At 40.6% G+C, this 16750-nt stretch carries 13 protein-coding genes and 1 pseudogene; 3 read left to right on the top strand and 11 right to left on the bottom strand.

Annotated elements, in window-relative coordinates; all coding sequences use genetic code 11:
- Positions 1-598 precede the first annotated feature (598 nt).
- The 7 genes from cbiE to V7K79_RS15060 all read right to left on the bottom strand — a co-directional run bounded on the left by cbiE (position 599) and on the right by V7K79_RS15060 (position 9570).
- Positions 599-1819, bottom strand: coding sequence for a precorrin-6y C5,15-methyltransferase (decarboxylating) subunit CbiE (gene cbiE, locus V7K79_RS15090; protein WP_335048807.1), 1221 nt, complete (start codon positions 1817-1819; stop codon positions 599-601).
- 157 nt (positions 1820-1976) lie between these two features.
- Positions 1977-2381 carry a VOC family protein gene (locus tag V7K79_RS15085; RefSeq protein ID WP_335048806.1) on the bottom strand — a complete coding sequence of 135 codons (405 nt, stop codon included), beginning with the start codon at positions 2379-2381 and terminating at the stop codon, positions 1977-1979.
- A gap of 18 nt (positions 2382-2399) precedes the next feature.
- Entirely contained in the window at positions 2400-2996 is a 597-nt protein-coding gene (locus V7K79_RS15080) for a tRNA-(ms[2]io[6]A)-hydroxylase (protein ID WP_335048805.1), read from the bottom strand.
- A 390-nt stretch (positions 2997-3386) separates the two neighbouring features.
- The gene (locus V7K79_RS15075; RefSeq protein ID WP_335048804.1) at positions 3387-5282 is read right to left on the bottom strand and encodes a CheR family methyltransferase; all 1896 of its coding nucleotides are present in this window, start codon (positions 5280-5282) and stop codon (positions 3387-3389) included.
- Positions 5283-6150: 868 nt separating this feature from the next.
- On the bottom strand, positions 6151-6777 hold the full coding sequence (locus tag V7K79_RS15070) for a chemotaxis protein CheB (protein ID WP_335048803.1): 627 nt from the start codon (positions 6775-6777) through the stop codon (positions 6151-6153).
- Between the two features lie 143 nt (positions 6778-6920).
- Positions 6921-7790, bottom strand: coding sequence for a polyphosphate kinase 2 family protein (locus V7K79_RS15065; RefSeq protein WP_335048802.1), 870 nt, complete (start codon positions 7788-7790; stop codon positions 6921-6923).
- Positions 7791-8286: 496 nt separating this feature from the next.
- A complete protein-coding gene (locus V7K79_RS15060) occupies positions 8287-9570 on the bottom strand; it encodes a proton extrusion protein PcxA (protein ID WP_335048801.1) in 1284 nt (427 codons plus the stop codon).
- Positions 9571-9984: 414 nt separating this feature from the next.
- Between V7K79_RS15060 and V7K79_RS15055 the strand changes: the two genes are divergently transcribed.
- Both V7K79_RS15055 and V7K79_RS15050 read left to right on the top strand, forming a co-directional pair.
- On the top strand, positions 9985-11172 hold the full coding sequence (locus V7K79_RS15055) for a tetratricopeptide repeat protein (RefSeq protein WP_335048800.1): 1188 nt from the start codon (positions 9985-9987) through the stop codon (positions 11170-11172).
- 76 nt (positions 11173-11248) lie between these two features.
- Positions 11249-11815, top strand: a complete 567-nt coding sequence (locus V7K79_RS15050) for a Uma2 family endonuclease (RefSeq protein ID WP_335048799.1) — start codon at positions 11249-11251, stop codon at positions 11813-11815.
- Between the two features lie 114 nt (positions 11816-11929).
- Here the strand turns inward: V7K79_RS15050 and V7K79_RS15045 are convergent, their stop codons facing one another.
- Complete coding sequence (locus V7K79_RS15045) at positions 11930-13096, bottom strand: pyridoxal phosphate-dependent aminotransferase (RefSeq protein ID WP_335048798.1); 1167 nt, start codon at positions 13094-13096, stop codon at positions 11930-11932.
- 225 nt (positions 13097-13321) lie between these two features.
- Between V7K79_RS15045 and V7K79_RS15040 the strand changes: the two genes are divergently transcribed.
- Entirely contained in the window at positions 13322-13990 is a 669-nt protein-coding gene (locus V7K79_RS15040; protein ID WP_335048797.1) for a ribonuclease T2 family protein, read from the top strand.
- A 91-nt stretch (positions 13991-14081) separates the two neighbouring features.
- Here the strand turns inward: V7K79_RS15040 and V7K79_RS15035 are convergent, their stop codons facing one another.
- The 3 genes and pseudogenes from V7K79_RS15035 to V7K79_RS15030 form a co-directional block, all read right to left on the bottom strand.
- Complete coding sequence (locus V7K79_RS15035; RefSeq protein WP_335048796.1) at positions 14082-15164, bottom strand: class I fructose-bisphosphate aldolase; 1083 nt, start codon at positions 15162-15164, stop codon at positions 14082-14084.
- Positions 15165-15396: 232 nt separating this feature from the next.
- Positions 15397-15617: pseudogene (locus V7K79_RS30015) on the bottom strand (IS982 family transposase); the annotation flags it as partial.
- Between the two features lie 257 nt (positions 15618-15874).
- Complete coding sequence (locus V7K79_RS15030) at positions 15875-16708, bottom strand: sulfurtransferase (protein ID WP_335048795.1); 834 nt, start codon at positions 16706-16708, stop codon at positions 15875-15877.
- Between the last annotated feature and the right edge of the window lie 42 nt (positions 16709-16750).

Genomic DNA, 16750 nt, shown 5'->3' with positions numbered 1-16750 from the left:
AGGGCGATTTTATAATATACTAAAGATTAAGTTTATTAATCACCAATTTATAGCAAATTATAGGTATAGCAAATATAGGAATCTGGTTTTATTCCTGAATTTACTTGCGTGGAGAAGGAACAGAGAACAGGGTACAGAGTACAGAAAAAAAGGGATAGATACGTACTTAATCTTGTTCAAAAATAAAATAGGAATCCTATATTCATTTTGCTGTGTGTATAGGTAGAGAACATACTTGTAATGCTTTCTGGTCTTGGCAAAATACATTAGACCTCTTGCATAAGTCGAATAGACCCCCCTTAATCCCACGCCACTTGCTACAACGGAGGGAACCTCCGCAACGCAGTGGCTCCCCGATATATTGGGGGGAAACTTAAAATCTTGCCCCCTCTCCAACACATCGGGGAGCCAGTGCGCCCTTGCGGTTTCCCGACTTGAAGCAAGTGGCGTGAGGGTTGGGGAAGGGTGATTCAAGGATTTTTGCAAGAGGTCTATTTTACAAACTAGATCATGTATAACAAGCAAGAATTTACGTAAGTTATAACCAAATTACAAAAACGATGTCTGCGACAAGACGAAGCATCTACGCACCCATACATTAACCATGCAATTTTTCAGACTTTGCTACTACCCATTGTGTTACAGCCGCCATTGCTCGCCAACCTAAAAATTTACCAATAGGTTCCGCCCGTTGGATGGCAATACGAGTTAAGTCGCCACCGACTCGTTCATGCCATTGAAATAAAGTCTGCTCACCTTCTACCGTGACAACATTCGCTACTAAACGCCCACCCGGCCGCAATGCTTGCCAACAAACATCAAAAAGTCCCATTGCTGTCACCCCACCACCAATAAAAATGGCGTTTGGTGTTGGTAAATCTTTCAGGGCATGGGGCGCTTTACCTGCAATGATTTGCAGATTTGGAGTTCCGAGAGTGGTGGCATTATCGGCAATGTACAGCAGTCTAGAAGAGTTTTGTTCGATCGCGATCGCCCGACATCGAGGATCGCTCCGCATCCATTCAATTGAAATTGAGCCGCAACCCGCACCTACATCCCACAATAATTCTCCCGGTGTAGGTGCTAAAGCTGCAAGCGTGATTGCCCTAACTTCACGCTTCGTTAATTGGCCATCGTGGTGGTAGGCTTTATCTGGTAATCCCGGTAATCTTGGTAATGGCATAACCCCAGCATCAGCAATACAATCCACTGCGATCGCATTCAACACTGCAACTTCAGTTTCACTCCAAGATGCAGCCATACCTTCCACAATTCTTTCATCAGCGCCGCCCATACGCTCCAATACGGTAATTTTACTGCCACCATAGCCGCGATTTGTCAAAATTTGAGCAACGAGCGCTGGTGTGTCTTTCCCCTGGCTCAAAATCAACAGCCGCGCTCCCGGATAAATGTAAGACTGGATTAGGGAAGATGGACGACCATTCAAACTCAAAGTTTCTACCTCAGTTAAAGACCATCCCACCCTGGCACAGGCGAGGCTGAAGGCTGAAGGTGCGGGGATAATCGTCATTTCAGAGACGGGAATTCGCCGGATTAAGGTGACACCAATGCCGTAACACATCGGATCGCCGCTTGCGAGTACGCAGATTGACTCACCCCGACGTTGGATGATTTCTTCTACTGAATCACTAATGGGAGATGTCCAGACTAGTTTTTCACGTCGATCGTCTGTAGGGAGCATTGCTAAATGGCGATCGCCTCCCACAATTACTTTGGCTTGATCGAGTAAAGAAAGAGCGATCGCACTTAACCCCTGTAATCCATCTTCCCCAATACCAACAATAGAAAGCCATTTCATGATTAATTAAGTAGGTTGGTGTGAATATTTATCGTTGGGATGAGGCAGAAGGCAGGAGGCAGGAGGGAAGAGGGTTTGAGTCTATTTAATTTTTATTAACATAGTTTGGTTTTTCCACATCCTTCTACTTACTTCATAAAATTGTTGGCAGAAACTTTTAACTGACAATTCCGAGATTGTTGTAGATTTCGATGAGATTACCATCAGGATCGCGCAAATGAGCTGTGCGGATTCCCCAGCTTGGGCGATCTTGTGGTGGAGTCACAACGACTGCATTTTGAGCCTTTACTTGCTCGTAGACTTCATCCACATTATCGACTGCGAAAATCAACATAATTTTATCTCGATTGGCAACGTATGAAGGCTGTTCAATTCTTGGGACTACTTCAGCCATTAATTCTTTTTTGAACAAACCCAGCTTGAGATATCCAGCATTAAATTCAGCATATCCGCTATCTTCATCGCCCCAATCAACATCAAATTTCAGCAGATCCCGGTAGAACAGAAAAGAATCTTTGTAGTTGGAGACAAGCAGTCTCAGGTGTGTTAGCTGAAGCTTCATATCTGTTGCGTTAGTCTACTAACTGTGAATTCTAGGTTCTGGGTGCAAAGTTGCCAGCAACTCGCTTTCGACAATTGCTAATTCATCAAGCCGTTGCATGACAATTTCTTTGTCGAAATAAGTAGCAGCTAAAACCCAATATATACCGTAGTGACGCGCTTCGGATGCCATTAGCCCACGATAAAATTTTGCTAACTCTGGCTCTGGACAGTGAGCAGCTAATAGTCCTAAGCGTTCGTGAGAGCGAGCTTCAATTAAACCAGTAACTAGTAAAGAATCCAGAAATCGCTGAGGTTCTTTGGGGCGGACAGCAGCTTTTAAAAGAGCGCCGTAAGGAGGTGGTGGTAAGGGGGCTAGGGGAATATGCCGACGTTCTAACCATTGGTTAACTAACTCAAAGTGTTCTAATTCTTCACGGGCGATCGCAGTTAACTCCCGAACCATTTTAGTATTGGAAGGGTAGCGAAACATCATATTCAAAGCCACGCCTGCTGCTTTGCGTTCACAGTGGGAGTGGTCGAGTAAGATAATGTCTAAATTAGCGATCGCTTGTTCAACCCAAGCAGAACTAGTAGGCTGTTTCAGGGCGTTGATAATCGGTAACTGAATAAGCACAGAGTCACAAAACTCCAGAATTTAAATTTGGCTGAGTATTATAGCAAATTGATTTTAACGGAATATTTTGCAAATAAAGTTAAATAACTGCTTTGCACTAAAAAACCTTGGATAAGCTAATGCGCCTGTATATAGCCGTAGTCACATAGGTTAGGACATAATGACAAGCGTCAATGCTAGTAATCTGCCAACCCAAAGATGCGCTTTTTCGGGCTGGGGAAAGGGGAAAGGGAAAAGGGTAAGGGATTTAAAACCTTTCCCCCTGCCCCTTATCCCCAAAGGGGGCCCCACCTTCCCCCTTACCCTTTACCCCGCCAAGTCACGAAAGCGAACTACTAGGAATAGTAATAGTTCTACCTCCAGCCTCCTGCCCCCTGCCCCCTGCCCCCTTCATTCCTGCTGCTGCCGTTTCTCGATTTCTTGAGTAGAAATCATACTGCTGGCTTTCTCTACATCTACCATCATCAAAACTGCTCCTTGCATTTCCATGCCAAGCAGCGGAGTAATTGTCACATAACATTCTATTTGCCTACCCCGACGATTGGTAGCATTGAGGATCATTTCTTGAAACTGCTTTTTCCCGGATAGGCATTCCCGAATCGGCGATCGCAATTGCTCGACGGGTAGCCCAATATCTAAGCTGAAGATAGATTTGCCGGTCACTTCATCAGTTCGCAAGCCCCATAAATCTTCTAATATGTAATTCCAAATAGAAATATTAAAGTTGTTGTCAATTACCACTATTCCCGTTTGCAGACTTTTGAGAATAGAGGTGAGGAAAATATTTGTGCGATTGAGTTCTGTGGTGCGTTTGTTCAGTTCGTGATTAATTGTTTGTAATTCTTCATTAGTAGATTGGAGTTCTTCATTCATCGTCTCCAATTCTTCATTGGTAGATTGGAGTTCTTCGTTGGTAGTTTCTAATTCTTCATTAGTAGATTGTAATTCTTCGTTGGTAGTTTCTAATTCTTCATTGGTAGATTGGAGTTCTTCGTTAGCAGTTTCTAATTCTTCTTGGGAACGTTGCAGGGCATCTTGGAGTTTAATATAACGAGTGACATCATGAAAGGAGATACTGACTCCTAAAAAGCTAGTGTCTGTTTCTTGTAAAGGCGTAATTTGTACATTTAGATATTGGATTTCTGTGTTAGACAAATAGCGCTCTACATTTGTTACGCTCACAGGGCGGCGTTCGGTATAAGCCCGTTCAATTAGCGATCGCAATTCAACAGGCCGATAGGAAAGTTCTAGATCGTGGAAGGGACGAGTTAAATCTTTGGGTAAAAGGGAGAACAAAATCCGCGCTTGCTCGTTCACCATTACCAGAGTGCCATTGATATCAATGACTATTTGGGCGATTGGGGCTGTGTCAAAACCTATATCTCGCAATCGCAGATTTGGATCTATACGACTGCTTGATTCGTCATCTGCGGAATTTGTCATAACTAAAAGGCGATCGCGTAAATTAGCCGTCGATATTTTAGTAAATATCCGGTTTTTCAAGTTCAACGGTGTAAACAAACTAGAATGCATCAATAGCATCTCTGCTTTTCCCAATAACAGATAGCCATTATTATTAAGTGCAAAATGAAACCGGGTCAGAATTCGCCCTTGAGTCTCAGAATTAAAATACATTAATGTATTGCGGCTGACTAATAAATCTAAGCGTGAAATGGGCGCATCCTGAAGCAAATCGTGGCGACCAAAAATCACTGAGCGGCGCAAGTCTTGGCGGAAAACATAGCGGTTTCTGACAATTTCAAAATATTTCTGCCGCAGTTCTTCTGGCACAGATTCGACATCTTTTGCTGAATAAACGGCTTGCCTAGCTTGGTTGAGAGCATCTTCATCTACATCTGTGGCGTAGATTTTCACTCGTCGGCGAAATTCCTCTGCTCCCAATACTTGGGCCATCAATATTGCCAAAGTATAAGCTTCTTCCCCAGAAGCACAGCCAGCGCTCCAGATGCGGATTTGCTCTCCTTCTTTTTTATTCTTAATCAGATTAGGCAGTATTTGCTCTGCTATCTCTTCCCAAGCTAATGAATCTCGAAAAAAAGCAGTGACGTTAATTAAAATGGTATTGAAAAGATGATTGAATTCTTCTGGATAAACTTCTAGATAGTCTTGATAGTCTTCAAAATTTTCTATGGTTAATGACTGCATCCGCTTGAGTACCCGACGTATCAAAGTCGAGCGCTTATAGCCTGTAAAATCAAATCCCCGGCTTTGTCTGAGATAAACCAGTAGATTTTCAAATTTAGGATCTTTTTCTGCGGAAGTCATAGTTTAGGAGAGCAGGGGGAGCAGGGGAGGCAGGGGGAGCAGGGGGAGCAGGGGGAGCAGGGGGAGCAGGGGAAGCAGGGGAGGCAGGGGAGCAGGGGGCAGGGAGCAGGGAGCAGGGGGAGCAGGGGAGGCAGGGGCTAGTAAGTCAAAAGCTAAAAGTAAAAAGTGAGCTACTGCTCGACTAGGGTTCACCGGCAGAAAGGAGCTAGCCGCACAGCAAGGGTCTCCCGACTTGAGTGGACTGGCGTCAAGTGGCGTTAGCGACGTAGGAGTGTCACCTGTAAGGGTAAAAAGAAAATAATTAAGAGTTCATTAGCTCTTTTTTGCCCTTTAACTCTTGACTTTTAACTTCATCTTGGGCGCAGTGAGCAAAGGAGTGGAGTTCTGATTTGCGTCCACAAGTATCAAAGACTCATTCACGAGTATCAAAGCCTCATTAATGGAGTTCTGAGCTTCATTAACGGAGTTCTGAGCTTCATTAATGGAGTTCAAAGCCTCATTAACGGAGTTCTGAGCTTCATTAATGGAGTTCAAAGCCTCATTAAATTATATTGACACTAAGTTGGTTGCACTCTGATACATACAGCAGCTTACAAGTTAATAAAGTATAAAAATACCCCACCCTAACCCTCCCCTTAGAAAGGGGAGGGAACTAGATTATAAATTTCCCCCAAATAGCCGTAGTCACATAGGTTAGGACATAAGGATGGGGTAAATGCTAGAGTTAGCAATGGTTTTACCTCCTGCCTCCTGCCCTCTGCCTCCTGCCTCCTGCTATACATCGGAGGATTAAGGGGGGTAAGAATGTACTTCATTTAGATGCAAAATGCTGTATCTCCTCTGCTTTTTTGTCCCTATGCCTCTCAGTTTAGTTAAATTTTCCTAAGACTAAACTTACCAAAGTGGTAGAAATTTCATCAATAGGAAGAATAAAATCTACATTGCCAGTTTGAATTGCGGCGGAGGGCATTCCAGGAAACTCGGCGGTTTTTACGTCTTGGACAATCACAGTACCGCCCACTTTTTTAATTGCTTTTACTCCCATTGCGCCGTCGCTACCCGTTCCAGTTAGCACAAGAGCGATGACTCTGTCTTTGTAACTAGCTGCAACTGATTCAAATAATAAATCAGCCGAAGGACGTAAAAAATGTACTAATTCCGACTGTGATAAGGAAACTGTACCGTCACGGTTAACCAGCAAATGACGATTGGGTGGAGCAACGTAAGCCGTTCCTGGAGTAAGGGAATCTCCTTCTTTTGCTTGTTTGACGATAATATCTGTATGGCGATTAATAATTTCTGCCATGAATGACGGATGTTTGGGAGCCAGGTGTTGCACAATAACGATCGCGGCTGGAAATTCTGCTTTTAGAGTTGATAGCACTTTGACTATAGCAGTCAGTCCGCCTGCTGAGGCTGCGATCGCCACTATATCAAAGGCAACATTCTTAAAGTGAGGTGGATGATTTTTGGCATTTTCTGCCATCTCAATCATGATTTTGTGCCTATGACTGTCTGTGTAACTTCTTTAATTACAATAATATTAATAAAGTTAAAATTTTTTCTTTTTATTTATACTTTACATTGTACTCTAAACTACTTCAGCATTTTTTTGCCTTTACCAATCAAATTCACAAGTTAATCTTCCTGCTCTAGAATACGTTTCGCCTCCAGAAGTTGCTGCTTATGTTCCTCACTAACTGTTGGGTATTGCAGATTAAGTTCTTCTAATTTTGTGCAGATGATATTGGCAACACTCAGGCGGGTAAACCATTTGCGATCGGCAGGAATAATATACCACGGCGCCCATTTAGTACTAGTATTATTAAAAACATCTTCATAAGCATTCATATAATCATCCCAAAAAGCTCGTTCTCGGACATCGTTATCTGAAAACTTCCAATTTTTTTCAGGAGAGTTAATCCGTTCTAAAAAGCGCTTTTTCTGCTCTGACTTAGAGACATTTAGAAAAAACTTCAGAATGATTACACCATTATCAACCAAATATTTTTCAAAGTTATTGATTTCTTCAAAACGCTGTTTCCATATCTTTTTTCCATCAGGGAAGTGAGGAAGTTGTTGTTTTTGCAACATTTCTGGATGGACGCGAACCACTAGCACTTCTTCATAGTATGAACGGTTGAATATGCCAATTCTTCCTCTTTCTGGCAGAGCTTTCATTGAGCGCCACAAGTAATCATGGTCTAATTCTTCCGCACTGGGGCCCTTAAAACTAAACACCTGAAATCCCTGCGGATTAACGCCAGAAGTCACGTGTTTAATAGTACTGTCTTTCCCAGCAGCATCCAATGCCTGAAAAATAATCAATAGAGCATAGGTATTTTGAGCATAGAGAATATTTTGGTAATTAGCTAATCGTTCAATATCTACCTGTAATTTAGTGGCAGCATCAGTTTTTTTATGAAAATCAGTCTTATAAGCTGGGTCATAGTTTTTTTTCAGATAAATCTTTGAACCTGGCGGAACAATGAAAGCATCATGATTCATGTATAAAATCTCCTAGCAGCTAATTAATACACAAGCATATTTTGCAGCATTAATTCTTGAAAGTTATAATTTATTAATAATAATACCGATTTGAAAAAAAATGAGACAAACACACCATTTGTAGAGACGCGATGAATCGCGTCTTTACTCAAAAATGTGTTGCAATCATTAATTGAATTGGTATAAGAATTCAGTACCCAAGATTCAAGAGTCAGAATTGAGCGATGATTTAGAATAATCGGAAAAACCAGGATAAGTAGGTCAGCAGAATAAAACCAAACTATATTAACAAAAATGAATGAGGCTAAAATCCTCTTCCCTCCTGCCTTCTGCCTTATCCCAACGATAAATATTTACGCCCACCTACTTATACATAGCCTAGCGAATCAAAAGACAAATGCGTGAAAATAATTCGTAATTTGTAATTAATTGATTTATAGGAAAAAATATATTCTTTACTCAAAGTAAGCGAATTTTGGCGTTGAATAATTATAAATTACTCGTCCATCTCTTTTAATGTAGCTAATGCCGATGGAGATAACCGACTGAGATAGCGGAATATCCAGTATTTAAAGATAGTGTTTAAAATTACCGGAAATGTCGCAATAAAGAAAAAGATTACATTTCTATCGTCTGGTAAACCTAAATGATCTGCGAATCCTGAAAGAAGGACTTCCCAGCCATCTGGCGAGTGAAATCCGACAAATATATCTGTAAACAGAATAATTAAAAAAGCCTTAGCACTATCGCTGAGACCATAGACAATATTATCCATAAAAGACTTAAGAATCAATATTTCTCTTTTGTTCATAGCGATAACAATACCAAAAGAAAATAGTGATATTAAATCAGCAAAAACATTACCAAGATTACCATTACTTTTTCTCTGAAATTCTTCAGATATTTCAACTGCTTTGCTTTTGATTTTATCTTGTACTATCTCTGAAGAAAGGGATGGTGCATGATCGAGCAAATATTCAAATCTCAGTGCTTCTTGAAAATTATGTAATTCATGGAGCGCTTCTTTCTCCATATCAGAATTAAGGAAAATTTTAGTGATGTTATCTCCTCTAACTCTTTCTAATATTGGAGATACTATAAATTCTTTAGATAAAAATTGAGTTAAAAGCGGTACAGTAATTAGAAGTACCAAAAGTTTCAAAGCAATTATTGTTCTATTTTTGGAAATACGATAATTTTTGATAAACTCTTCTTCTGTTTGCGGTGTTAAATCAGTTTGGATTTTATTAATATTTCTGCCAATAGAGCTTGGAATTTTCCCAGTTTTTTCAATTTGAGGTTTAACTTTAATTTCATCTATATTAGGTATTTTTAACCTTTTTTTAACTTCTTTTTCATTGATGTTTAAAGGCTGATAATTTGAAGATAATGGAAGCTCGTTAATTGTTTCATATTTCATGGCGTATTTTTCTATTACTTCATCAATCACCTTCAATTTTTCTAACAAGACAGGATTAGAGATATTAATAATTCCACGACTAAGTTGGAATTCTGCAAGCCTGAATTTAATAATAGTTAGGTTTTTATTCAGATATACTTGCCAATAAGACATTACATTTTCAGTATAATTGACTGATTGTAAAGATATTTTTTTGTTATCAAAATGTTCGCTCTCAATATTTTTAATTCTCTGAGCTGCTTGATAAGCTTCTAAAAGTGCCCTTTCTGGTGTATCTGACAGCCATCGACTAAGCGATCGCAAATATTTTTGGAGATTTTTGCGGAGTAATTTTGCTGTTCTGCTAAGTGAGTTTTTCATTACATATATGACTATTTAGATAATGTGTATTATAGTTATATAATCAAAAAAAATGGGTAATAACAGCTAAACAGTTAGTCCAAACAAGATTCAGGTAATACTTCTTGATGCGATATCTAAGGGCGGGCTACGCTTACGCTAGCAATTTTATATTACCTGTAAACTCAGATGGATTAGCATAAATTGACACTGGTTATTTATATTGATAGTTTATCGATTACAATGTCATCATTAATACCATTTGTCAGTGTTTCTGCCTCACATAAAAGCCTTGATTGTAACATTTCACAATTGAGGCAAATCTTCTACTATGCAGAGTTTATCACTCTCAAAGAAAATAAAAAGTAGAGATATTGCTTTCTCATCTCCCTTATCCCCCTCATTTCCCTGATCCCCACTCCCAATTTTTAAATTATGAGTTTGAGTCTATGCATGATTGTGAAAAACGAAGCAGCAACACTGCCTAAATGTCTGAGCAGTGTGAGAAAGGTAGTGGATGAAATGATAGTCTTGGATACAGGCTCAATCGATCGCACTCCCAATATTGCCCAACAACTCGGTGCAAAAGTCCATCATTTTAAATGGTGTAATGACTTCAGTGCTGCCCGCAATGCAGCTCTCAAATATGTCACTAGTGATTGGATTTTGGTATTAGATGCTGATGAAACTCTGACTCCAGCAATTGTACCGCAGTTACGAGAGGCGATCGCTACAGATGAATATTTGCTCATCAACCTCGTGCGTCAGGAAGTTGGTGCAGAACAATCTCCCTATTCTATGGTTTCCAGGCTATTCCGCAATCATCCAGATATTCATTTTGACCGTCCTTACCATGCCTTGGTAGATGATAGTGTCTCAAAAATTTTAACCAGAGAACCCCATTGGCAAATAGGTTATTTACCTGGCGTTGCCCTTGTACACACAGGATATCAAAAAAGTGCGATCGCTCAAAATAACAAATATGCCAAAGCCGCGACAGCGATGGAAGGGTTTTTTGCAACTCATCCCCACGATCCCTATGTTTGCAGTAAATTAGGAGCGTTGTATGTGCAAACCGGGAAAATTTCTCAAGGTATGGATTTGCTCAGACATGGAATCACCGTTGCTGAAGACAACTATGATATTTTATATGAACTCCACTATCATTTAGGAATAGCTTACAGTCGGTTACAAAAATCCCCACAGGCGATTTCTCACTATCAAGCTGCGATCAAATTGCCAATTTATCCGATGCTCAAACTAGGAGCATACAACAACTTGGGTAACTTACTCAAAGCAGCAGGAGATTTCAACGGTGCGAAAACTGCTTATATCACAGCTTTAAAAATCGATCCCACTTTTGTTTTTGGACATTATAATTTGGCGATGACATTTAAAGCTTTGGGTTTATTTGCAGATGCGATCGTATATTATCAACACGCAATCACCTTAAATCCTAACTATGCCGAAGCATATCAAAATTTAGGGGTAGTGTTGCTGAAAATTGGTAATCATCAAGATAGTTTAACAGCTTTTCAAAAAGCGATCGCCCTTCACGAAAAGTATAATCCCGAAGAGGCGAAAAGGCTACGCCAGGGATTGCAGGAGATGAAATTGATGTAGAGGTGAAGGGGCATGAAGGAGAATAACAAATGACAAATGACATTAAGATATTATTATCAATATTTCAGAGGTTTCAATGAGCCAAACCATTGATGAACGGATACGTTGGACAAGTGCAGACTTAGAGTTATTGCCAGATAACGGTAATCGCTACGAAATTATCGATGGAGAATTATTTGTGACTAGGGCACCGCATTGGGGACATCAAAAAGCTATTGGTAATATTTATGCAGAATTAAGAACTTGGTCACTCTCAACAGGTCTTGGTGAAGCTGTTCCTAATCCAGGAATTATTTTTACTGATGCAGATAATGTTATTCCTGATGTAGTTTGGATAAGTAAAGAACGCCTCGTTATTTTACTTGATAATGAAGGACATTTAACAGGAGCGCCAGAACTGGTTGTAGAAGTACTTTCCCCTGGAGTCCAAAACGAGCGACGCGATCGCGAAATCAAGCTAAAATTATATGCTTCTAGAGGAGTTCAAGAATATTGGATTTTGAACTGGCAATTACAACAAGTTGAAGTCTATCGCCGAGAAAAAGCAGTCCTGAAATTAGTGGCAACATTATTCGCAACAGATGACCTCTCTTCACCTCTTTTACCAAATTTTGTTTGCACTGTGGGGCAATTGTTTGTATAGAATGTGCAGAACTTCAACCTTGAAAATCAACTCCACCTATTCTGAGTCGAAAAGGTGGAGTTAAAAAGTTGGAGAGTTGATAAATTCTCCTTACAAATGACAAATGACAACTAACTAAATACGCGACTTGACAAATTTCTCTAATCTATCCATTCCCTTTTCAATCGTCGCCATATCTGTGGCGTAGGAAAGGCGAATGTTGTCATCAGCGCCAAAAGCAATTCCGGGAATAACTGCAACTTGATGTTTTTCCAACAAAGCGTCACAAAATTCTAAGGATTTTAAACCAGTTTTGCTGATATCAGGAAACAGATAAAAAGCGCCAGATGGTGAGGCGGTACTCAATCCGGGAATGGCGTTGAGTCTTTCTAACATTACCTGTCGGCGTTTGGCGAAGGCTTGGCGCATTTCTTCGACACAATCTTGAGGACTTTGTAGCGCTGCGATCGCACCATATTGGGCAAAGGTACACACGTTAGATGTACTATGCCCTTGGATGGTACTGGCTGCTTTAATAATTTCCACAGGCCCCGCTAAATAACCAAGTCTCCACCCAGTCATGGAATAAGCCTTCGCAAACCCATTACTAATCAAAGCGCGGTCAAAAATTTCCTTCCCCAAAGAACCGATGCTGATATGTTCTGCACCGTCGTAGAGAATCTTTTCGTAAATCTCATCAGAGACAACAAAGATATCTGCATCAACTACTACCTGCGCCAGTGCTTTGATTTCATCTGGTGTGTAAACCATCCCTGTAGGATTAGATGGGGAGTTGAGGATAAATAACTTTGTCTTTGGCGTGATTGCTTTACGGAGTTGTTCGGGAGTAATTTTATAACCTGTCGTTGCATCTGTAGGGACAATTACTGAAATCCCACCAACCAAAGTCACCATTTCAGGATAACTTAGCCAGTAGGGAGCAGGGATAATTACTTCATCACCTGGATCGATTAATGCCACTATTAAATTGTACAGAGAATGCTTACCGCCATTGGTGACGATGACATTCTCTGACTTGTAATCAAGACCGTTATCAATTTTAAGCTTGTGGGCGATCGCTTCCCTTAACTTTGGTTCTCCGGCGGCGGCACCGTACTTGGTTTTGCCTTCATCCAAAGCTTTGACTGCTGCGGCTTTAATATGCGCCGGGGTATCAAAATCTGGTTCTCCAGCGCTAAAACTACAAACATCTATTCCCTCTACCTTCAATGCCTTAGCCTTGGCTGCGATCGCTAAGGTTAATGAAGGTGTTACCTGACTTACTCTTGCTGCCAGCTTCATTCTTACTATTTTTGGCAAATCTTTCACTTATTTAAGGATATCCTAGAATCCCTACCAAGATTTGCTTTTTCTGAATTCATTGATAATCGAAGATTGGGGAGATGAAGAAGTAAGGGAGCAAATGACTAATGACAAATGATTAATGACTCCGCAAAACAGTTTGATTATTGACTCTTGATAATGTATCGTATATAACTTGAATTTTAGTGGAAACTAACTGTTTTTATGCAGATTAAGAAACTTTTGATTGCATCTTCTCTGCTAATTACTGGTCTTTTTATACCTAATGCTGCCATTGCTCAAAATCGCGGTACTCCAGGTAAATTTGATTTTTATGTCCTGACACTCTCTTGGTCGCCGGATTATTGTGTGACAAATGGTAATCGTGACCAGCAGCAGTGCGGTTCTGGAAGGAAACTTGGTTTTGTATTACATGGTTTGTGGCCGCAATATCAAACTGGTTATCCTGCTAATTGTTCCACGCAAAAACTACCGCCGGAAGTAAAGCGGCGGTTTCCCAATTTGTATCCTAGTAATAAACTTTACGATCATGAGTGGGAAAAACATGGTACTTGTTCGGGGAAAACTCCTGCGGAATATTTGGGATTGAGTAAACAATTAAAAGATGCGATCGCTATTCCCGCAACTTATAATCGTCTTAATAAACCCGTGCGTACCACAATTGCAAATTTTAAAAATTCATTTGTGAGTGCGAATAATCAAATTACTGCTGATGGTGTAGCACCTTTTTGTTCAGGTTCGGGAAGATTTTTGCAAGAAGTCTTCTTTTGTTATTCCAAAAACGGTGAACCTGGTATTTGTAGCGCCGAGATTTTGAAGCGATCGCAAAAAAGTTGTGGTCAGCCAGATTTCTTACTGAGAAACGTTAGATAACAATAGGGCATTGGGCATTGGGCATTAAGGAAATAATTGTTGTAACTCCCCAGTCCCCAGTCCCCAATCCCCAATCCCTAATCCCCAATCCCTAAGCTATCGTCACATCTGGCGACAAGTAAACATCCTGAATCGTATGAAACAGTTTTACACCTTCCTCAAAGGGGCGTTGGAAAGTTTTTCGCCCAGAAATTAATCCTGAACCACCAGCGCGTTTGTTGATTACGGCGGTGCGTATTGCTTCGGCGAAATCATTTTTACCAGTCGCGCCACCAGAATTAATCAACCCCACACGCCCAGAGTAACAATTTAGTACTTGGTAACGAGTTAAATCAATTGGGTGATCGGTTGTCAGTTCTGTGTAAACGCGCTCATCAGTTTTGCCGTAACTTTTGCCAGTGGCTTTGGCAACAGCACCGTAACCATTGTTATTTTCGGGTAACTTTTGTTTAATGATATCGGCTTCAATCGTCACACCCAAATGATTCGCCTGTCCGGTGAGGTCAGCCGCAAGGTGGTAATCTTTATCTTGTTTAAAAGCGTTATTCCGCAGATAACACCAGAGTATAGTCACTAAACCGAGTTCATGGGCGCGTTTAAAAGCTCGGCTAATTTCTTGAATTTGCCTGGTAGACTGCTCTGAACCAAAGTAAATTGTCGCACCGACGGCGGTGGCCCCTAAATTCCAAGCTTGTTCCACATCAGCAAACAATACCTGGTCAAATTGGTTGGGGAAAGTCAGTAATTCGTTGTGATTGATTTTGGCAATAAAGGGAATTTTGTGGGCATACTTGCGCGAAACTATACCTAATGTCCCCAAGGTGGTAGCAACCGCATTGCAACCTGCGGCGATCGCTAATTTGACAATATTTTCTGGATCGAAGTAAATCGGATTGGGTGCAAAAGATGCGCCAGCCGAGTGTTCAATCCCTTGGTCTACCGGTAGAATCGAGAGATAACCTGTGTTTGCCAGACGACCAGTAGAATAAAGTAACTGGAGATTACGCAATACTTGAGGATTGCGATCGCTGTTAAGCCAGATTCGATCTACAAAATCTGGGCCCGGCAAATGTATTAAATCACGAGAAACTTTTGCTTTATGGGTAAGCAGGTCTTCAGCCTCTTTACCTAGCAATGACTCAATAGAATTAGCCTCTTTGAGCGTTGTAGTCATAGTATTATCTTCAATAACTGAGCAAATGACCTTGCTTTTAAGATAGCATTTCTAATATTGCTAACTTGGTTGTACGGAGATTAGTAATATGTCTTCTTTCTGAAGATATAGCAATTTTATTGTAGAAGTGAAAATTAAAAGGCTCCAATTACTCACTTACTTTTAAGAAGTTGGGAATCTTGTTGTGAATAATTAGGTAGAGCTATACTACCGTAAGTATAAGTTGTTGATTAACATTGAATCGTGATTTTTCTAACATTCTTCGCGTCAGTTTATGGTCTTTCATATAATCACAAGCCTGACGATGATTACCATTAAAAAATATCGCCGCAACCAGTACCGTAGTGAAAAGTTCCTGCATCACTCATCTTTCGATGAATATCTTCACAGTATTCAATAGCTTTCAGTAGGGTTATCGATGATAGCATAGATTGCAATTGTTTCATTTAATATATGCCCCTCCGAATTTACTGACTGGAGGGGATTTTATTGCTTGAGTGGTCACGTGTGTTAGCAAAGCTTACCGTAGGTATCGCACTCCCGCACAACTAGCAACTTGGATTAGTAATAGTTAAGTACAGTTTTGCGTAAAAGCGTAGCGTTTTTAATGCAGGGGAACGCATTAACAATGCAAGCCGACGCATTGGCATTGGAGGGTATTGCCTTCTTTAATTCGCAGAGTTCTTTTGCCACGCTAACGCTTTATCTCACTACCTCTCGATCGCTACATTAGGCAAGCGACTCCATTCATTCCAAGAACCATCATAATTCCGAACATTCGGATAGCCCAATAAATATTTCAAGACAAACCAGGTATATCCAGAACGTCCACCGATGGCACAGTAGGGAAATACTTCTTTATCAGGTGTAATGCCCTTACTATCATAAAGACTTTTTAATTCGTTGAATGATTTAAAAGTTCCATCCTCGTTGAGAGTTAAGATATGCTCCAGATGCACTGCACCGGGAATATGTCCAGTACGTTCGCCTGCTTTTGGTGGCTGATCGAAAAACCACTCACCGCAGTATTCTTGCAGTGTTCGGACATCCAACAACACGCAATTGCTTTTACCTATCGATGCCTGAACTTCATTGTGTAATACTCGCAGATGAGCATCAGTACCTCTGGCATGGTAATCAGTAGAAGCAAACGTAGATAATTCAGTTGCTAGTGGACGACCTTCTGATTTCCATTTCTGGTAGCCGCCATTGAGAACTCGTATATTCTCATGACCAAAGACTTTAAACAACCAAAAAATCCAGGCTCCTGTTCCCGGATAACTGCCATAAGCAATCACTGTGGTATCATTTGTGATGCCTGAACGTGCCATCAGCTTTTCAAAAGCGATCGCATCCAAATTCATCTTCAAATCGGGCAATAGTAAGTCTGTAAAGATGTTCCAAAAGACAGCACCAGGTATGTGAGCATTTTTGTACGGTTCTGGACTCATATCCACTTCAATAATGCGGATATTTGGATCGTTGAGATGATTTGCAAGCCACTGGGTATCAACGATAACAGATGGATTGGCGTATTGAGACACTTGTATTTCTCCTGTAATAGCGTGAAAAGAATTGAAAGTTGT

It is taken from the genome of Nostoc sp., from assembly GCF_036917575.1.
Classification (GTDB): domain Bacteria; phylum Cyanobacteriota; class Cyanobacteriia; order Cyanobacteriales; family Nostocaceae; genus Nostoc.
This window is presented reverse-complemented; position numbering and strand designations above follow the sequence as displayed.

Excerpts from the sequence above, each read along its gene's own strand:
- V7K79_RS15060 (WP_335048801.1), bottom strand. The coding sequence starts at position 9,570 with ATGAAAAACTCACTTAGCAGAACAGCAAAATTACTCCGCAAAAATCTC.
- V7K79_RS15055 (WP_335048800.1), top strand. The coding sequence starts at position 9,985 with ATGAGTTTGAGTCTATGCATGATTGTGAAAAACGAAGCAGCAACACTG.
- V7K79_RS15065 (WP_335048802.1), bottom strand. The coding sequence starts at position 7,790 with ATGAATCATGATGCTTTCATTGTTCCGCCAGGTTCAAAGATTTATCTG.
- V7K79_RS15085 (WP_335048806.1), bottom strand. The coding sequence starts at position 2,381 with ATGAAGCTTCAGCTAACACACCTGAGACTGCTTGTCTCCAACTACAAA.
- V7K79_RS15040 (WP_335048797.1), top strand. The coding sequence starts at position 13,322 with ATGCAGATTAAGAAACTTTTGATTGCATCTTCTCTGCTAATTACTGGT.
- V7K79_RS15075 (WP_335048804.1), bottom strand. The coding sequence starts at position 5,282 with ATGACTTCCGCAGAAAAAGATCCTAAATTTGAAAATCTACTGGTTTAT.
- V7K79_RS15070 (WP_335048803.1), bottom strand. The coding sequence starts at position 6,777 with ATGATTGAGATGGCAGAAAATGCCAAAAATCATCCACCTCACTTTAAG.
- V7K79_RS15045 (WP_335048798.1), bottom strand. The coding sequence starts at position 13,096 with ATGAAGCTGGCAGCAAGAGTAAGTCAGGTAACACCTTCATTAACCTTA.
- V7K79_RS15035 (WP_335048796.1), bottom strand. The coding sequence starts at position 15,164 with ATGACTACAACGCTCAAAGAGGCTAATTCTATTGAGTCATTGCTAGGT.
- V7K79_RS15050 (WP_335048799.1), top strand. The coding sequence starts at position 11,249 with ATGAGCCAAACCATTGATGAACGGATACGTTGGACAAGTGCAGACTTA.
- cbiE (WP_335048807.1), bottom strand. The coding sequence starts at position 1,819 with ATGAAATGGCTTTCTATTGTTGGTATTGGGGAAGATGGATTACAGGGG.